Consider the following 15,973-nt stretch of genomic DNA (forward strand, 5'->3'; position numbering starts at 1 on the left):
GAAATTACTTATGACAGCCATGCAACTACTTCAGTCAAACCCCTTACCAACTATTACCTGGGAAAAACTGCCAGAAGATTTCATTCTACCTGACGAACCTGTGGACAACAACTTGCAACCCCTATTAGCAGCAGCTTTACGAGAATCGTTAGAATTAGCAGGACTAATTCTAGAATCGATGCTAATTGCCTCTAATTTTGGCTTGTGTGCTACCGTTAAAACTCAAACTGTTGTCAAAGCACCTGATTGGGTTTATATTCCCTCAGTAAAACCCATTGCTAGTGGAGAAATTCGGCGCAGTTACACTCCCCACCTCGAAGGAGAAATTCCTACCATCGTCCTAGAGTTTATCTCGGAAACCGAAGGGGGTGAGTATTCCATCAATCCTCACTATCCCTATGGAAAATGGTATTTTTACGAGCAAATCTTACAAGTACCTGTCTATGGAATATTTCAGCCAAAAACGGGAGAATTAGAAATTTATCGATTAAATCAAGGAAGGTATGAACAACAAAAACCTGATGAAAACAATCGTTATTGGATAGCAGAGATTAACTTATTTTTGGGAGTCTGGCAAGGAACCAAAGCTGAATTTACTACTAATTGGTTGCGCTGGTGGGATAAGTCGGGCAATCTGTTATTATGGGGGAGTGAACGAGTCGCACAAACTGAATATCAACTCGAACAGGAGCGAATGTTACGGCAAAAATTAGCTGAAAAATTAAGAGAATTAGGCGTTGAACCAGAAACCTTGTAGGAGACTTGTCAAATGCTGATAAAATCATGGAAGGAATCTTGGTAATGATTCGGGGCTGAAGATGCAACCTAACCTAACAAATGACTTAAATCACATTCTTGCCCATACTAAAACCCTGTGGGAGGAATTGCGGGGACAACGGATATTTATTACCGGAGGTACAGGCTTTTTTGGCTGTTGGCTTCTGGAAAGTTTTATCTGGGCCAATGATCAGCTAGACTTAAAAGCATCGGCAGTGGTTTTAACCAGAAATCCTGATAGTTTCAGGCAAAAAGCTCCTCATTTAGCCAATCATCCCGCTATTCAATTCCATAGCGGTGATGTTAGGTCATTTCAGTTTCCTGAAGGGGAGTTTTCTTATATTATTCATGGTGCCACTGAAGCGAGTGCCAAGCTCAATCAAGAAGATCCCTTACTAATGTTTGATACGATTATTGAGGGAACACGACATACTTTAGAATTTGCTAAATTTTGTCAGGCTAAAAAGTTCTTATTAACCAGTTCCGGTGCCGTTTATGGCAAGCAGCCATCAGAAATCACCCATGTTTCTGAAGACTATTTAGGCTCTCCTGATTTAACTAATCCGGGTTATGCTTATGCAGAAGGAAAACGAGCCGCGGAAATGCTCTGTACTCTTTATGCTAAACAACAGGGATTAGAAACGAAAATTGCTCGTTGCTTTGCCTTTGTCGGTCCCTATTTGCCCCTGGATACCCATTTTGCTATTGGTAATTTCATTCGAGATGGTATGACGGGGGGGCCGATTCTCATCCAGGGGGATGGTACTCCTTATCGTTCTTACCTCTATGCGGCGGATTTGGCGATTTGGCTGTGGACAATTTTGTTTAAGGGAAAATCATGCTACCCTTACAATGTCGGTTCAGATGAGGATTTAACTATCGCTGAATTAGCAAAAGTTGTTGCCACTACATTTGCATCAAAAGTCGAGGTAATTATAGCTAAAGAACCTATCCCCGGTAAACCTGCTGAACGTTACGTTCCTTCAGTAAAACGAGCCTTTTCTGAGTTACAACTTAAACCCTTGATTCCCTTAAGGGAATCAATTATCCGAACGGCTAGTTATAATTCATCGAAATTTTAGGATTTACACCATGAATCAGAAAAAATCCCTGCGGAATTGTCCAATTTGTCAAGAAGAAAATGGGGAGATTCTTCACACACAAAATTTTGTTTTACCTGAAGGTCATCCCCTCTCAAATGGATATGATATACTATGTTGTGATCGCTGTGGTTTCGTCTATGCTGATACAACAGTAAGTCAGAAAGATTATGATGTTTTTTACGCCAAATTATCCAAATACGAGGACAAAAAAACCGCTACGGGAGGAGGGGAATCTCCCTATGATGCCGCACGACTTCAAAAAACGGCTGAATGTATTGCTGAATTTTTACCCGATAAGAGCGTTCGCATTTTAGATATTGGCTGTGCCAATGGTGGTTTATTAGGCTATCTTAAAAAACTAGGATATAACAATTTATGTGGTTTAGATCCATCTCCTGCTTGTGTTGAGAATACAAAACAGCTTTACGGAATAGAAGCTTATGCTGGTTCTATTTTTACGCCGCCTCAAGATTTAGGAGATTTTGATCTTGTCATTCTTTCTCATGTGTTAGAGCATATACAGGATCTGAAATTTTCTGTAAAATTAATAGAACAATTAATAAAAGTAGGGGGATATCTATATGTAGAAGTTCCCAATGCCTCGGGATATGTTGATCATGTTTTTGCCCCTTTTCAAGATTTTAATACTGAACATATTAATCATTTTTATCATCCCCATTTGTCAAATTTATTAATTCAATTTGGATTGACCAATAAGTTAATCGGAGAAAAAGTTTTTGATGTCTCTCCGGGGATGTCTTATCCAGCCATTTATAGCTTTTGGCAGAAGCAAGAGTCTAATTCATCGGAATTGGTAATTGCTCAGGACAAAATGCTCAAACAAAGAATCCTGCTTTATATTGAAAGCTCAAAAAAAATAATGACTGATATAGATATTAAATTACAGTCAGTGTTAGAGGATGCTGCCGATGTGATTGTTTGGGGAACGGGACAATTAGCCATGAAACTACTGGCCGAAACTTCACTGGCAAAAGCCAATATAGTTGCTTTTGTTGATGGAAATCCCATTAATCAAGGTAGTGTTATTTCAGGGATTACGGTGCTATCACCTCATGAAATTCAATTGAGAGAGATGAGACAGCCGATTATTGTAACCTCAATTTTATCTCAAGAAGCTATTTACAATGCTATCCAAAAAATGCAGCTGCCTAACCCAGTTATTTTATTGAGATGAGCAAAGGCGAACTTAGCAATTAGTTCACCTTTTTCTCAAAATTAAAGACCCCGTTGATAGATAATCTTTCTGAGACTATCATTAGTTGAATAAGGGCTATCAATGGAGTCAATCATAATGGGTTCATCCTTGTTGCAAGCTCTAGTTAATATTTCTCCTGACATTAACTCCCGGCAAGAAATCTGTCCTTTCTGGAGGGGAACCGCTAAATATAAATCTTCATTGATGCGGTCATGGTTGAGAATGTAACCTTCTGGCAAATCTCTTTTAGCATAAACCCCTCGAACCAGCGCATCAAGATACTTAATTTCTCTTTCAGGGGGCATTCTTTTTTGAGTACCAGGCGCGCCACACATTTCTTTAGCTTTTTGAAAAGCTTTAAACCAAATATCGACCTGTTCGGGTAAGGAACAATAAGGAGAGACAGGGACTCCATCCATCTCAATATCGATATGTCTTTCAAAAGTTCTCGCCCCCTTAGCGTAGGCTATCAGCATTGAGGATGTCCAATCAGTATATTCATGGGTTGAAAAACCAATGACATGATTGGGGTAGCGATTTTTTAAATAATCAATTTGATTCATCTCTAGCTCAGAATCTTCGGAAGGGTAGAGAGAAACACAATGGTTAATAGCCAAAGGAACATTACGATTTTCAAAGAAGATGACTAAATCATCTATATCCTTGAGGGAAGAACCTCCCGTTGACACAATTACCGGTTTGCGAGTTTCGGCGATTTTCTCAATTAAAAACCAGTCGTTGAGATCTGAACTAGCGATTTTAATAATGGGGATGCCCAGTTCAACACAAAGATTAACAGACTTTTCATCAAAAGGAGTCGCCATCGGAATACATCCACCTTGACGTACTGCTTTCACTAGAGTTGCGTAATCATCTTCTGTCATTTTTGTATCGAGAGTTTTTTTGATATAGCGAATATCAGTCCTGTCCCGAAAATCTCGATGAATGAAATTGTCCACATCTCTGAATTGAAGCTTGATCGATGCTCTGACATTATTAAACCTAACAATTCTAGAGAAGTCAGTGATGATTTTTAATCCTCTCTCTAAACTACCCCAATGATTATTAGCAAGTTCTAAAACAAAGAGTTCGTCAAAAATATCGCGGTTAATAGACATTGGATAATCCTCCTTAAAATTAGACTCTATTATTCCCTTGCATGAAAAGCTAATGCTTTATTAGACCTATCAATTCGGGAAAACTATAAATTTTACATAACTGCTCGGAAGTTTCAGATTCGTGTACTTTTCCATAGCCATAGGTGGCGGCAATGAAACTAAGTCCACAGGATTTGGCTGCCTGAGCATCATCACGAGAATCTCCAACCAAGATAGCAGATTGTTGATCGATTTGATACTTTGTCAAGATATGTTGACAAATTGCCGATTTAGAGGAATAGGGATGAGTTCCCGTATCTGGAGATATAACATCGGCAAAAAAATGTAGCATCTGGAGATGATCTAAAATCTTAAAGGTTGGGTGGCTAGGCTTGTTAGTAACAATAAACATTGTAATATTAAAGTCGGACAATTGGCAAAGAGTTTCTACAACTCCTTCATAGATATCAGTTTTTTCCCAACCTTCACTATCGTAGCTTTTGCGAAACTCCCGCGTTAAATCATCAATCAGATCTGGATCAGCATTGCCGATCATCTGTTTGAACATTTCGGCCACAGGGGGGCCAATTAAGCTTGTAGAAATCTGATCTAGAGCAAAGTCTGGAAGTACAGATGACAACGCCTTTGTTAGAGAATATTTAATTCCCCTTGACGAATTAATGAGTGTACCATCTAGATCAAAAAATATGTTTTGGATTTTCATATCAGTTTTAAGGTTTATAGGCAATAATCCCAACTCCCTCCCGACCATCATCTTGAGCATCAGGTAAGTAATCGATACGGGAAATGAACCCTCTTCTCTCAACTATAAGACCCATCTGGGTACAGACACGCGCTAATATATCTGGATCTAGAGTATGAAAAAAGTTGGGCAAATTGGGAGCCAGTTCTGTGGGCATAAATTGGGGGAAGTTATCAATTTGTCCCGGCCAAAGATCGCCCCGATGCTTTCTTTCTTCATAGATAGGTAAAAATGATTTTAAAAATCTATTATAGGGAGTATCGGCAATCAAATAAACTCGACCCCCAGAACAAAGCCAACGGGACATATTACGGACTGATTCCTCAATTTCCGTCCCGGTTAAAAAGTGTAGGACTCTTGAGCAAAGGATGGCTCCCAAACTTTCCTCCTCCAGATTAATCTGATCGGGTAAAGAGCCTTGTAACAATCTAAGACGATTTTTTTGGTGAGAAGGTGTTTTTTGAAGACAAATTTCTAGATGCCGCCGATCTGGATCACAGGCAATCACTTCCGCGCCTGTTGCTAAAGCCGCTAAACTTGCGATCCCGTAAGCTGCCCCGATATCAAGACAAGCTTTGGGAGCCAAGGGAGCAAACTTGACAAAAGCTTCGGTATAAGGATCTATCCAAGCAGTCATAAACCCCATCAAGTTTAGGGTGGGGATGAGCATTTCAGAAACGGGATCAGGCATCTCTACAGAGTTAGACGACATTGAATTGAGTTTCTCCTCAAATTAACGGCAATTAGGCTTCGCTGGTAAAGCGAGAATTGGGAATAGCATAAAAAACTGACTCTAGACCATTCTCACCATGAGGTATAAGAAAATAAGAGTAATCACTGCATATACTATTTACCAATAAGGGAAGTCTCCATAAATGATCCTGTAGATGATAAGTTGAAATAGCCAAGATAGGAGTATATTTCTCGATTATGTTACTTGCTCCCAGAATAGTATCTATTTCTGCACCTTCAATATCCATCTTGATAAATGTTGGTGCTTCATCAGCAATAGTTTCATCAAGGGGAACTACATCTACTTCTAAGTTTCCTTGACTGGAAATTGCCGATCCTTCTGAACCAGCCGCTAAAAATCTCAGTTTTTCTCGTTCTTTACCTGTAGCATTTTGGTAAATTATCACCTTGGCTTGAAGCTGATGATCTAAATTAGAAAGATATGCTTTTAAGTTTGTTACATTAATTGGATCGGGTTCAAAACAAATTATTTTCTCAATTGAATCTCCCTGAAGATCAATAAATGTCTTCAGGGTATCACCATCAAAAGTGCCACAATCTACAAAAACTTCCTTTTTTAAAAGAGGCCTTAAGAAAGTCGGGAAATATTGTATTTCCTGAGACGAAAATAAACCATCAGACTCTAGTAAAATTCGCCACTTAATCTGCTTCAAATATTCCCGCTTAGATTCTGTATCTTGCCAAAGATCAAAAGCTGCGATAACATCCCCCGTTTGTTCATAAATTTTGTGAGGTAAATCAAGATAAAAATGAGGCAAAAATTCTTGTGGATGGCACCAAAAAAAGACGGCACACAGGGCAACATTTTGACACCCTAATTGATGTAATTGCTCCTGAATCAAAGTCAGGCTATTCTCTCGATTAAATACGGTAATAAGGAATAAAGCATTTTGACCATAATTAAGAGCAGCAATTTCAGGGGAAAGAACCTCAACTCCCTCAAGTTTTGTATTCCAGATAGCCGCATTATTATCAGCAAAAGCCACTGGTTCTATGCCAATCTTCCGTAAACCTTTAAGACACTTTCTTCCTAAGTTGCCAGAGCCAAATAAAACAACTTGTCCTTGAGATTTTTCTAACAACCCGCCAAAAACAGAGGTTTCATAATTGATGACGGCATCAATCGGCTTTGCTAGAAGGTTTTTAAGATCAACTAATAAGTCGGAAGTCATAGGCTGTTAAGTATCTAATGTATTGGTTAAGGTTGGGTAAAGCGAGAATTAGGAATAGCATAAAAAATGACATCTTGACCATCGTGCAGATGGGGTTCAAGAAAGAAAGAATAATCTTGGCACATACTCTTGATTAATAAGGGAATTCGCCATAAATGATCCTGTTGGTGATAAACTGAAATTGCCAAAATTGGGGAATGATTCTTGATAATCTCTCTTGCTCCCATAATTGCATCTATTTCCGCCCCCTCAATATCCATTTTAATAAAGGTTGGTGCTTCATTAGCTAAAACTTCATCAAGAGAAATTGCTTCTATTTCTAAAGTTCCTTGGCTGGAAATTGCAGATGCACCCGAACCTGTTGCTGAAAATCTTAGCTTTTCTCGTTGCTTGCCTACTGCATTTTGATAAATAATTATTCTATCTCGAATTGTGCTATCTAAATTAGATAGAGAATGCTGGAGCTTTTCAACATTCTGAGGATCGGGTTCAAAACAAATTACTTTTCCTATAGCACCCGCATTGATAGCCGCTAAAGATTGAACGGTATCCCCATCAAAAGCACCACAATCAATAAACACTTCTTGGTTGATTACAGGTAACAAAAAACGAGGGAAATAAGTGATCTCTTTGTAAGCTGACAAGCCGTCAAAATCTAATAATATTCTACATTTTAATTGATTAAGATATTGTTCTTTTGAGTAGTCATCTTGTAGAATCATAAAAGCGGCGATGACATCCTCGGCTTGCTCATAAATTTTGTGAGGCAAATCGATGAAATAGTAAGGTAAAAAAAACTGATTATATCGCCAGAAAAGAGCGATAAAAGAAGCGACATTGAGAAAACCTATTTTTTGTAATTGATTTCTAATTGTGATAAAACTGCGGTTTCTTCCTATGCTCCAAATGGCCACTATAAATAAGACATTATCGCCATATTTTTTCATCACAGTTTCAGGAGAAAGAACCTCAACCCCTTCAATCTTTGTCCCCCACAAAGCCATATTATTATCAGCAAAAGCCACTGGTTCTATGCCAACACTCCGCAAACCAGCAAGACACTTTCTGCCTAAGTTGCCAGCCCCAAACAATACAATCTGTCCTTGAGATTTTTCGAGCAATTGCTCGAAAAGAGAACTTTCATAATCTTTTATAGAAGCAATTGGTTTTTTGAGTAAATTTTCTAATTCGAGTAATAAAGAAGAAGACATAAGTTACCACATCAGGGAAATAAAGCTAGTCTCGCCCAATTACTCAGTGTAACAGGGTAAAAAGATTCTAGTGTTTGTTCGTCGGGCAGTTTAAACGGGATTGTTGCTCAGGGTACACCAGATTACTATCCTTGTCAAGGATAATCTATAAAATTGCTAAATAGACTCAATAGAGTCATAATAATCATAATCAACTGGATTTATGGCATCAAAACAATGATTAGAGTTGCCGATTATATCGCCCAAACCCTTGTCAATCAAGGCGTTCATCATATTTTCTTAGTGACAGGTGGCGGCGCCATGCACCTCAACGATGCCATCGGGCGCTGCCAAGGCTTGAGTTATATTTGTTGTCACCATGAACAAGCCTGTGCCATGGCGGCAGAAGCTTATGCTAGAGTTACTGGCAAGATCGGGTGTATTAATGTCACCACCGGACCGGGGGGTATTAATGCCTTAAATGGAGTTTTTGGTGCTTGGACAGATTCTATTCCTATGCTGATAGTATCGGGACAGGTGAAGCGAGAAACCTGCCTAGCAACCTACAACCTTCCTCAGTTGAGACAACTGGGGGATCAGGAAGCAGATATTGTTAGCATGGTTAAAGGAATTACGAAGTATGCCGTTCTGATTGATGATCCCCAATCGATTCGATTCCATTTAGAAAAAGCTCTACATTTAGCTGTTTCCGGTCGTCCGGGCCCTTGCTGGATTGATGTTCCCATTGACGTACAATCCAGTAAAATTGATGAAAGTCAATTACAAGGTTACGACCCCTCAGAGGATGGAGAACTATGGGATTTACCGTTAATTCAACAACAATGCCGTGAGGTAATTAGTCGGCTGAAAAACTCTCCCAGACCTGTGATTATGGCAGGCAGCGGTGTGCGAATTGGCGGTGCTGTTGAAATTTTTGAGAAAGTTATCCAAAGGTTGGGAATCCCAGTTACTACGGCTTGGACTCATGATATAATCGCCTCTGATAATCCTTTTTATTGCGGTCGTCCTGGTACAATTGGTGATCGCCCTGGCAATTTTACCGTTCAAAATGCAGAAACTGTACTGATTCTTGGGAGCCGTCTAAATATTCGTCAAGTCAGTTACAATTGGCAGTCTTTTGCTCGCTGTGCCTTTAAGATTCAAGTGGATGCTGATCAAGCAGAATTAGACAAACCGACAGTTAAACCTGACCTGCCAATTCATTGTGATGTGAAAGTTTTTCTGGAAGAATTAAACCGCCAATTGGATGAAGATAATTTCGACCCCGAAAGTCATTGTGATTGGTTGGCTTGGTGTCAAGAAAGGGTTCAACGTTATCCGATCTTTTTACCCCAAAAACATCAGTCCCAGGAAAATGCTATTAATCCCTATCATTTGATGAACACCTTATTTAAGTGTTTAGATAAGGATGATGTGATTGTCTGTGGTGATGGGATGGCCTGTGTTGTTACTTTTCAGTCAGCAATTATCCAAAAAGGACAAAAATTGTTTTCTAACTCCGGCAGTGCCTCAATGGGGTACGATTTGCCGGCTGCCGTGGGGGCAGCCATCGCTCAACAAGGCAAACGGGTTATCTGTTTTGCTGGAGATGGTAGTCTTCAGATGAATATCCAAGAACTCCAAACCGTCGTCCACCATCAACTTCCCATCAAAATCTTTGTTCTTAATAATGGTGGTTATCTATCGATTAGAGCAACACAGATTAACTTTTTTGGCAAGCTAGTTGGGGAAAGCTCTCAGAGTGGCGTGTCCTTTCCTGATATTGTTAAAGTTGCTGAAGCTTATGGCATTCCTGCGACAAGAATTAATTCTCCTGATTTTCAGTCTCAACTGATCGAGGTACTTGAGCAACCCGGTCCAGTGGTGTGTGAAATCATGTTAGATACCCAACAGTTATTTGAGCCTAAATTGAGTTCAAGACAACTACCTGATGGCAAAATGGTTTCATCCCCCCTAGAGGATATGGCTCCCTTCTTAGATAGGGAAGAACTCTTGAGCAATTTATTAATTCCACCGGTGGAGAATTAATGATTAGAAAATACTTCCGTCACTGGACAGAATCTTATTATTTTATTGATGGATGGTTCACTTGTAAGTAATGTATATTCTCAAAAAGGCTAAATTGGTTAACCTGATTAAAAAACATAAATTTGCCCGTTTTTTGCTGGTTGGTGCAATAAATACCCTGTTTGGTTATTTTTTATATGGTAGTCTTATACTGATAGGACTAAATTATAAATATGCTGTCTTGCTGGCTACTATTATCGGAGTTTTATTTAACTTTCAAACCACGGGAAAGTTAGTTTTTGGTAGCAAAAACAACAAATTGATTTTTCGTTTTGTCTTAGTTTATGTGGTGACTTTTCTCTTGAACGTTGAGGCCCTGAGAATTGTTGATGCTATTGATATTGGCATCGAGCAAAAAACTAAAATGTTAATCGCGGGTGCTATCTTGGTTCTTCCCATGGCTGTCATCTCTTTTATTTTAATGAAACTATTTGTTTTTAGGGAAAGATCACAATGAAAAAAATTACGATTATGACCCCTTGTTATAATGAGGAAGGAAATGTTGAAGACCTTTACCTGCGAGTTAAAGAAGTCTTTAATCAGTTACCTAACTATGAGTATGAACATCTTTTTATCGATAACGCTTCCCAAGATAAAACTGTAGATGAATTAAAAAAATTTGCTCAAAAAGACCCCGGGGTAAAGGTCATCGTCAATGCTAGAAATTTTGGTCCGGTTCGTTCTGGTTACTATGGGATTCTTCAGTGTTACGGGGATGCGGTTATTCCCATTGTAGCAGATTTGCAAGATCCTCCCGAATTAATCCTAGAATTTGTCAAGAAGTGGGAAGAAGGCTATAAAGTTGTAAAAGCGTTTAAAACGCCGATGAAAGAAGGAGCTTTTTTCTATTTTGCTAGACAAATTTTTTATTCTTTAATGGATAATCTTTCAGATATAAAAATTACTAGAAATTTTACAGGTTTCGGGTTATACGATCAGAAAGTCATCAATGTTCTACGAGAGATTAACGATCCCTATCCCTATTTTAGGGGACTCATTGAAGAGTTGGGTTTTGAAAGTTTCTCTTTTGAGTATCAACAACAACGGCGAAAACGGGGTATAAGTAGTTACAACTTCTATCGATACTATAGCGATGCGATGCTGGGTATTACCAGTCACTCCCAAGTTCCCCTCAGACTAGCCACCATGTTAGGCTTTACTTTGTCCCTCTTGAGTCTGCTAGTGGCGTTAGGTTATTTAATCGCCAAATTGTTGTTCTGGGATTATTTTCCTTTAGGAACCGCACCAATCATGATCGGACTATTTTTACTCGCTTCTGTGCAACTATTTTTTATCGGTATTATTGGGGAATACATTGGCTTAATGCACATGAGAATTTTAAAAAGGCCTTTAGTTGTCGAACGTGAACGGATTAACTTTGAGTGAAGACTGTATTTGTTATAGCGTTTCCTAAGCTAGTGAGGTACACCTATTTTTCTTCCCTTTTGCCTCTTGCCTTTTGCCTTTTGCCTAAAACCCATAACTTTTGTACCTCAGCAGACTGAAAAACGCTATATACTAACCTAATCTTCGAGGACAAATAGTAATGGCTAGAATGCAAGTTTCCCGATAGCCTTCAAACCGACATTTTAGGTAAGGGGAGCATCTCACATTTGCATTAAATATGAATGCTTAACGAGGTAAATAAAAAAGTTAAAAAAGAGAACCATTCAGATAGGCCCAGCAATGACGAAAGACTTGCGGTAAATTGCCAGAATTCCACATTGCACTAGCAATTCTAACAAGAAAACCAATTTGTTTGACTTGAGATGACCCGAAGCTAGAACCAATGGAAATTCCCTTTAAAATAAGCATCATTGGTAATTCACCCAAAATACTTTTTACTCTTCTCGTCCGGCTGGTGGTTTCTTCTATACTTATTTTGATCAAAAAATACCGAGTTCTGGGTTAACACACTAGATCATTAAATCTCTGACAGTCTCCTCTATTTCTCCCAAGTTATTTGGATTGTTGCTGCCATCGAGATAGAGAACGCAGCCAGAAAAACCACCGATCTCGTCGAAAAAGTCGGGGAACTGAAAAACTGGAAACAGATCGGGGTAGTGGTGATCACCGCTTCGCTCAGTTCGATCTAGTCCTAGATTTTAAAAATTACCCAAGAAGACAGGCAATAATTATCCCCAAAATACTCTAGGGAGTAACCTAAATAACCAACCTCAAAAAAACTCTCTGCTAAACTTGAGTCAGTAGATGCACCCTGATGAAAAAGGAGAGTCAAAGAAAGCTCTCCTTTTTTTTTTGAGAAAGCAATCCGGGGGGATTTAGCCGCGGTTAGCAGGTAATTTCGCCTTGCGCGCCATATCTTTGAAACCATTCAAACTTGGACCGGGGCGACGGCGAGACAGACTAGGAGTAATCAAGTATTTTGTCGCAAATTCCACTTCTTGTGGCTCTACTTTACCGTTAGTGGTGGCTACGGGGGCCGGTGCGCTCACAGGAGCGGCGGGAGTTTCTTTTGCTTGCTTTTCTTTCTTGATAGAAGTTTTTTGGGCTTTTTTCTCGGCTACAGGGGCGGCAGCAGACTCGACAGCAGCGGCGGGCGCTTCCACAACAGGGGCGGCTGCTGCCGTGGTTGCTGTTGCTTGTTGTTCACCATCGGTTTCTTTTAGTTCTAGGTAAAAGTCAGATTTTTTGCCACCAAAGAGATTTTTTAACATCGGGGATCACTCCGAGAGTTGGGAAAATGTAAAAGACTGAGTATTTTAAAATTTATCATTGACCGGGATCAGGCAGCAAACAAGATTATTGTCTTGACAATTTCTCTGCTTCATCTATTTTTCTTTGGATAATCACTACCAGAAAAAGGTTTTAAAAACAAGTTAAATTTACAAAAATTTACAAAAATTAAGGACGAGAAACCCCGACGCAAACAATGGCAAAAACTGCTAGAGACGTTGTCAGCAACGTCTCTAGATTATTTATGGGGGATTTGGTCGGATTTAGCCGGCTGCGGGTACACGGCTGCCGCTAACTCCGGGTACAGGACCACGACGAATATTGGTTTCCGTTTCGATGGGAACGAATTCAATATGATTGAGGAGGGTAGTAACAAAAGCAAAGAGTAAAAAAGGCAAAGAGAGGACGACGACTAACCCCACGGTAGCGAGGGCAAAAATTTGTCTAGTGCTACTCCAAAGAGCTAGAGTGGAAGCCAGAGTAAGAAAAATAACGATTAACCAAACGATTATTTGTCCGTAAATATCTCCGAAGGTGAGGGTGCAAACCATGCGATAGTTACGAAAATCCTTATCCATAACAGTAAACCCCTAGATAGTTAGTTATTGTTTTAGGGTAAGTCTATAATTGTCAACTTGGTCAATATTTAAAGGTTTTTATAAACACTTGTTGATAAATCTTTACAATTCTGCGCCGAGCGGGTAGCCAAATCTAGAGGTAAGAGCGGTATTGTTTGGTTGCCCTTCCGGAAAACTAAGTTGATATTATAAGAATTGCTAAGAATTGCTAAGAATTACCAAAAAACTGGCCAAAATTTTGGCGAACGCTCTTTACAATTAAGTTAGAAAGGCAAGGAGGAGCAAGCCTAATGAAAACTTTTGTTGAGCGTTATCGGTCTTGGTTTAATTGGACAACCCTAGCCATGGTTGTTCTCGGTTTCTGGTTAAGTGCCAGTTTCGTCATCGATTTAATCATTATCCCCAGCTTATCCGTAGCTGGCATGATGACACAAAATGGCTTTGCCAGTGCCGGTTACTTGCTATTTGGCATTTTTAACCATCTGGAATTAGTTTGTGCGGCGATTGTGCTGTGTAGCTTTGTTGTCTTCCACCGCTATCATACCTTAATCCATCTCCCCGAACATCGATCGCTCCTATTCGCTGGTGTTCTCTTAGTAATCACCCTAATTTACACCTATTTTCTCACTCCCAATCTGAGTGCTATGGGTTTACTGGCTCCCGTTACCGCGTCGGGAATGTCGGGAGAAATGATGTCCTTGCAGATTGGTTACTGGTTTCTAGAAGTGGTTAAAGGTTTGATAGCTTTTACCCTGTTGCGCTGGTGTTGGCGAGATGCCTTTAAGTTAGCTTAGTTGTTGATTACAAGCGGGGTTCAACCCGCTTTTTTTAGTTCTAGTGGTATAAGCCGCCTATTGGATTCATGGACGAAGAGGCACCACAACTGGCGAATCCAAGAATAGAGGTGGTAAATTTTTTACACTTCATTTAGGCAGACTAGGGCCAAAAAGAATCAAGGAAATTTTTAAACCATACTTTCAGTGAGGACAAGGATTTTCTTCAGTAATGCCGATGGGGTAGGCGAATTGACAATTTCAGACACCGGCAAAGGAAAGATGGTTCTTCTCGTTTCTGTAGGGATAATTTTCTTTCCAGAAAGATAGTCTTCAAAGCCTTGCCTGGCAAGACTCCTACCAATGATAAGCACTGATTATCACACCAACTTCGAGGAGAGCCGAGGGATTCCATGATTGATAACGGACAACTTTGATAACTTGCTATCTAAGAATAAATCAGTTACAATTCTTGCAAATTAACTTCGTCTGTGAGGAAAGCTGGAAGTGTTGTTAAAAAAAGCCAAAAGAAACAGCCAGATGAGACACATATTTTCTGGAGGAATTTTCATTACCTCCTGTGTGGGGACGGCCATACTTTGCGATGGGGTGAAAGCCATTCCTTCCCCCTTAGACATTGACGCTGCTTCTATTCGGGTATCCCAGGAAAAAATTATCATTAATTCCCCCGTGGAATTAGAGAGGACAGACAGAATTCTGACAACCAATTCCTTCTCGACAACAGAGGGATTAGCCGACAGTAATCTGCCCTCATCCTTAGAAAATAAACTAGAGAAATCTTCCCTCGATACTCTAGCAACAGAAAAGACCGGGACAATTTCAACCCTAGAAGAATGGAAGGCGAATCTAGGGACAATGCAAGCGAGTCAGCTTTTCCCAGCAGGGGGTAATAACTCTCCAGAAGTCGAAAAATGGCAAGCACAAGCATCTACCCCCGTTGATACCAATGTTTCTCCCGAATTGCAGCGTTTACGTCAAGAGTTTCTGATTGAGGAACCGCAAACCCTTTCTGCGAAACTGGCGGAAGTTGTGGTTGCCCCTGGTGCCAGTATCTCTACTCCCATCGGTTTTGGAGCAAGTCTTGGGCAGATTTTCGGTGGTTTCGGTTTCCAGTCGAGAACCCGTTTCACCAATCAAGCAGATGGTGGGTTATCCCTAGGGGGCGGTTTGGGAGACCCCCAGAAAATTGTCGGTTTAGATGTAACTCTGGCGATTTTGAGCCTTTTTGATGATAATGCTGGACGGGGTAGTTTTAGCTTTAAAATTCACCGTTCTCTGCCAGAAGGTTTTGCTGTGGCCCTAGGATTTGAAAACGCTATTAACTGGGGTGGGACAGATGGCGGTAGCAGTATCTACGGGGTGGTGAGCAAATTTTTTCAGTTAACAGAAACAACGAAAGAACCCTTTAGCCAATTGACGCTCTCTTTGGGTGTTGGTGGTGGTCGTTTTCGCTCGGAAGGAGCCATTGAAGATGGGGTAAACTCGCTCGGTGTCTTTGCTAGTGCGGGTTTACGAATTGTTGAACCTGTCTCGGCCATTGTCGAATGGTCGGGTCAAGATTTAAACGCGGGTATTTCCCTGATTCCCTTCCAGAACATCCCCTTGACGGTTAACCTTGCCGGTGCTGATTTAACAGGCAATGCCGGGGACGGCGCTCGCTTCGTGATGAGTATCGGCTACAATTACTTTTTCCCCCGTTAGTCGGTTTTCACATTGTGTAACTTAGTTTTTTGAATGAGGATTAA

The 15,973-nt window shown here is 40.2% G+C and carries 16 protein-coding genes and 1 pseudogene; 8 read left to right on the top strand and 9 right to left on the bottom strand.

What is annotated here, in order from left to right:
* The first annotated feature begins 10 nt into the window (after nucleotides 1-10).
* The 3 genes from myaer_RS14355 (at nucleotide 11) to myaer_RS14365 (ending at nucleotide 3,075) form a co-directional block, all read left to right on the top strand.
* Nucleotides 11-757 (top strand): Uma2 family endonuclease, encoded by a 747-nt coding sequence (locus myaer_RS14355; protein ID WP_046662591.1) that lies wholly within the window; start codon nucleotides 11-13, stop codon nucleotides 755-757.
* A 61-nt stretch (nucleotides 758-818) separates the two neighbouring features.
* Entirely contained in the window at nucleotides 819-1,859 is a 1,041-nt protein-coding gene (locus myaer_RS14360) for an NAD-dependent epimerase/dehydratase family protein (RefSeq protein ID WP_046662592.1), read from the top strand.
* A gap of 10 nt (nucleotides 1,860-1,869) precedes the next feature.
* A complete protein-coding gene (locus tag myaer_RS14365; RefSeq protein WP_046662593.1) occupies nucleotides 1,870-3,075 on the top strand; it encodes a class I SAM-dependent methyltransferase in 1,206 nt (401 codons plus the stop codon).
* 41 nt (nucleotides 3,076-3,116) lie between these two features.
* Here the strand turns inward: myaer_RS14365 and myaer_RS14370 are convergent, their stop codons facing one another.
* From myaer_RS14370 to myaer_RS14390, 5 genes are read right to left on the bottom strand one after another with little or no spacing between them, the layout of a single operon-like run.
* A complete protein-coding gene (locus myaer_RS14370; RefSeq protein ID WP_046662594.1) occupies nucleotides 3,117-4,214 on the bottom strand; it encodes an N-acetylneuraminate synthase family protein in 1,098 nt (365 codons plus the stop codon).
* Nucleotides 4,215-4,263: 49 nt separating this feature from the next.
* Entirely contained in the window at nucleotides 4,264-4,917 is a 654-nt protein-coding gene (locus myaer_RS14375; RefSeq protein ID WP_071846469.1) for an HAD family hydrolase, read from the bottom strand.
* 7 nt (nucleotides 4,918-4,924) lie between these two features.
* Nucleotides 4,925-5,668, bottom strand: a complete 744-nt coding sequence (locus myaer_RS14380) for a class I SAM-dependent methyltransferase (RefSeq protein WP_080949767.1) — start codon at nucleotides 5,666-5,668, stop codon at nucleotides 4,925-4,927.
* 31 nt (nucleotides 5,669-5,699) lie between these two features.
* Entirely contained in the window at nucleotides 5,700-6,881 is a 1,182-nt protein-coding gene (locus myaer_RS14385) for an FkbM family methyltransferase (RefSeq protein ID WP_052734185.1), read from the bottom strand.
* Between the two features lie 26 nt (nucleotides 6,882-6,907).
* Nucleotides 6,908-8,092 (bottom strand): FkbM family methyltransferase, encoded by a 1,185-nt coding sequence (locus tag myaer_RS14390; RefSeq protein WP_046662597.1) that lies wholly within the window; start codon nucleotides 8,090-8,092, stop codon nucleotides 6,908-6,910.
* A 216-nt stretch (nucleotides 8,093-8,308) separates the two neighbouring features.
* Here myaer_RS14390 and myaer_RS14395 point away from each other — a divergent pair, with 216 nt between their 5' ends.
* From myaer_RS14395 to myaer_RS14405, 3 genes are all read left to right on the top strand, one after another.
* On the top strand, nucleotides 8,309-10,120 hold the full coding sequence (locus myaer_RS14395; RefSeq protein WP_046662598.1) for a thiamine pyrophosphate-binding protein: 1,812 nt from the start codon (nucleotides 8,309-8,311) through the stop codon (nucleotides 10,118-10,120).
* A gap of 70 nt (nucleotides 10,121-10,190) precedes the next feature.
* Complete coding sequence (locus myaer_RS14400) at nucleotides 10,191-10,616, top strand: GtrA family protein (protein ID WP_046662599.1); 426 nt, start codon at nucleotides 10,191-10,193, stop codon at nucleotides 10,614-10,616.
* Nucleotides 10,613-11,545, top strand: coding sequence for a glycosyltransferase family 2 protein (locus tag myaer_RS14405; protein WP_046662600.1), 933 nt, complete (start codon nucleotides 10,613-10,615; stop codon nucleotides 11,543-11,545). The genes myaer_RS14400 and myaer_RS14405 overlap by 4 nt, the downstream gene beginning before the upstream one ends.
* Before the next feature lie 267 nt (nucleotides 11,546-11,812).
* On the opposite strand, the gene myaer_RS21350 is transcribed toward myaer_RS14405, so the two are convergent.
* The 4 genes and pseudogenes from myaer_RS21350 to myaer_RS14415 form a co-directional block, all read right to left on the bottom strand.
* Nucleotides 11,813-11,977, bottom strand: coding sequence for a hypothetical protein (locus tag myaer_RS21350; RefSeq protein WP_158524801.1), 165 nt, complete (start codon nucleotides 11,975-11,977; stop codon nucleotides 11,813-11,815).
* Nucleotides 11,975-12,132, bottom strand: a pseudogene (locus myaer_RS22700) (ISKra4 family transposase); the annotation flags it as partial. The gene myaer_RS21350 and the pseudogene myaer_RS22700, both read right to left, overlap by 3 nt.
* Before the next feature lie 309 nt (nucleotides 12,133-12,441).
* Nucleotides 12,442-12,837, bottom strand: coding sequence for a hypothetical protein (locus myaer_RS14410; RefSeq protein WP_046662601.1), 396 nt, complete (start codon nucleotides 12,835-12,837; stop codon nucleotides 12,442-12,444).
* A gap of 282 nt (nucleotides 12,838-13,119) precedes the next feature.
* A complete protein-coding gene (locus myaer_RS14415; RefSeq protein WP_002758945.1) occupies nucleotides 13,120-13,434 on the bottom strand; it encodes a hypothetical protein in 315 nt (104 codons plus the stop codon).
* Between the two features lie 290 nt (nucleotides 13,435-13,724).
* Here myaer_RS14415 and myaer_RS14420 point away from each other — a divergent pair, with 290 nt between their 5' ends.
* Both myaer_RS14420 and myaer_RS14425 read left to right on the top strand, forming a co-directional pair.
* A complete protein-coding gene (locus myaer_RS14420; RefSeq protein WP_002735260.1) occupies nucleotides 13,725-14,228 on the top strand; it encodes a hypothetical protein in 504 nt (167 codons plus the stop codon).
* Nucleotides 14,229-14,714: 486 nt separating this feature from the next.
* Nucleotides 14,715-15,929: a hypothetical protein gene (locus myaer_RS14425; RefSeq protein WP_046662602.1), complete on the top strand. Its 1,215-nt coding sequence runs from the start codon at nucleotides 14,715-14,717 to the stop codon at nucleotides 15,927-15,929.
* Nucleotides 15,930-15,973: the final 44 nt, after the last annotated feature.

It is taken from the genome of Microcystis aeruginosa NIES-2549 (assembly GCF_000981785.2).
Classification (GTDB): Bacteria; Cyanobacteriota; Cyanobacteriia; order Cyanobacteriales; family Microcystaceae; genus Microcystis; species Microcystis aeruginosa_C.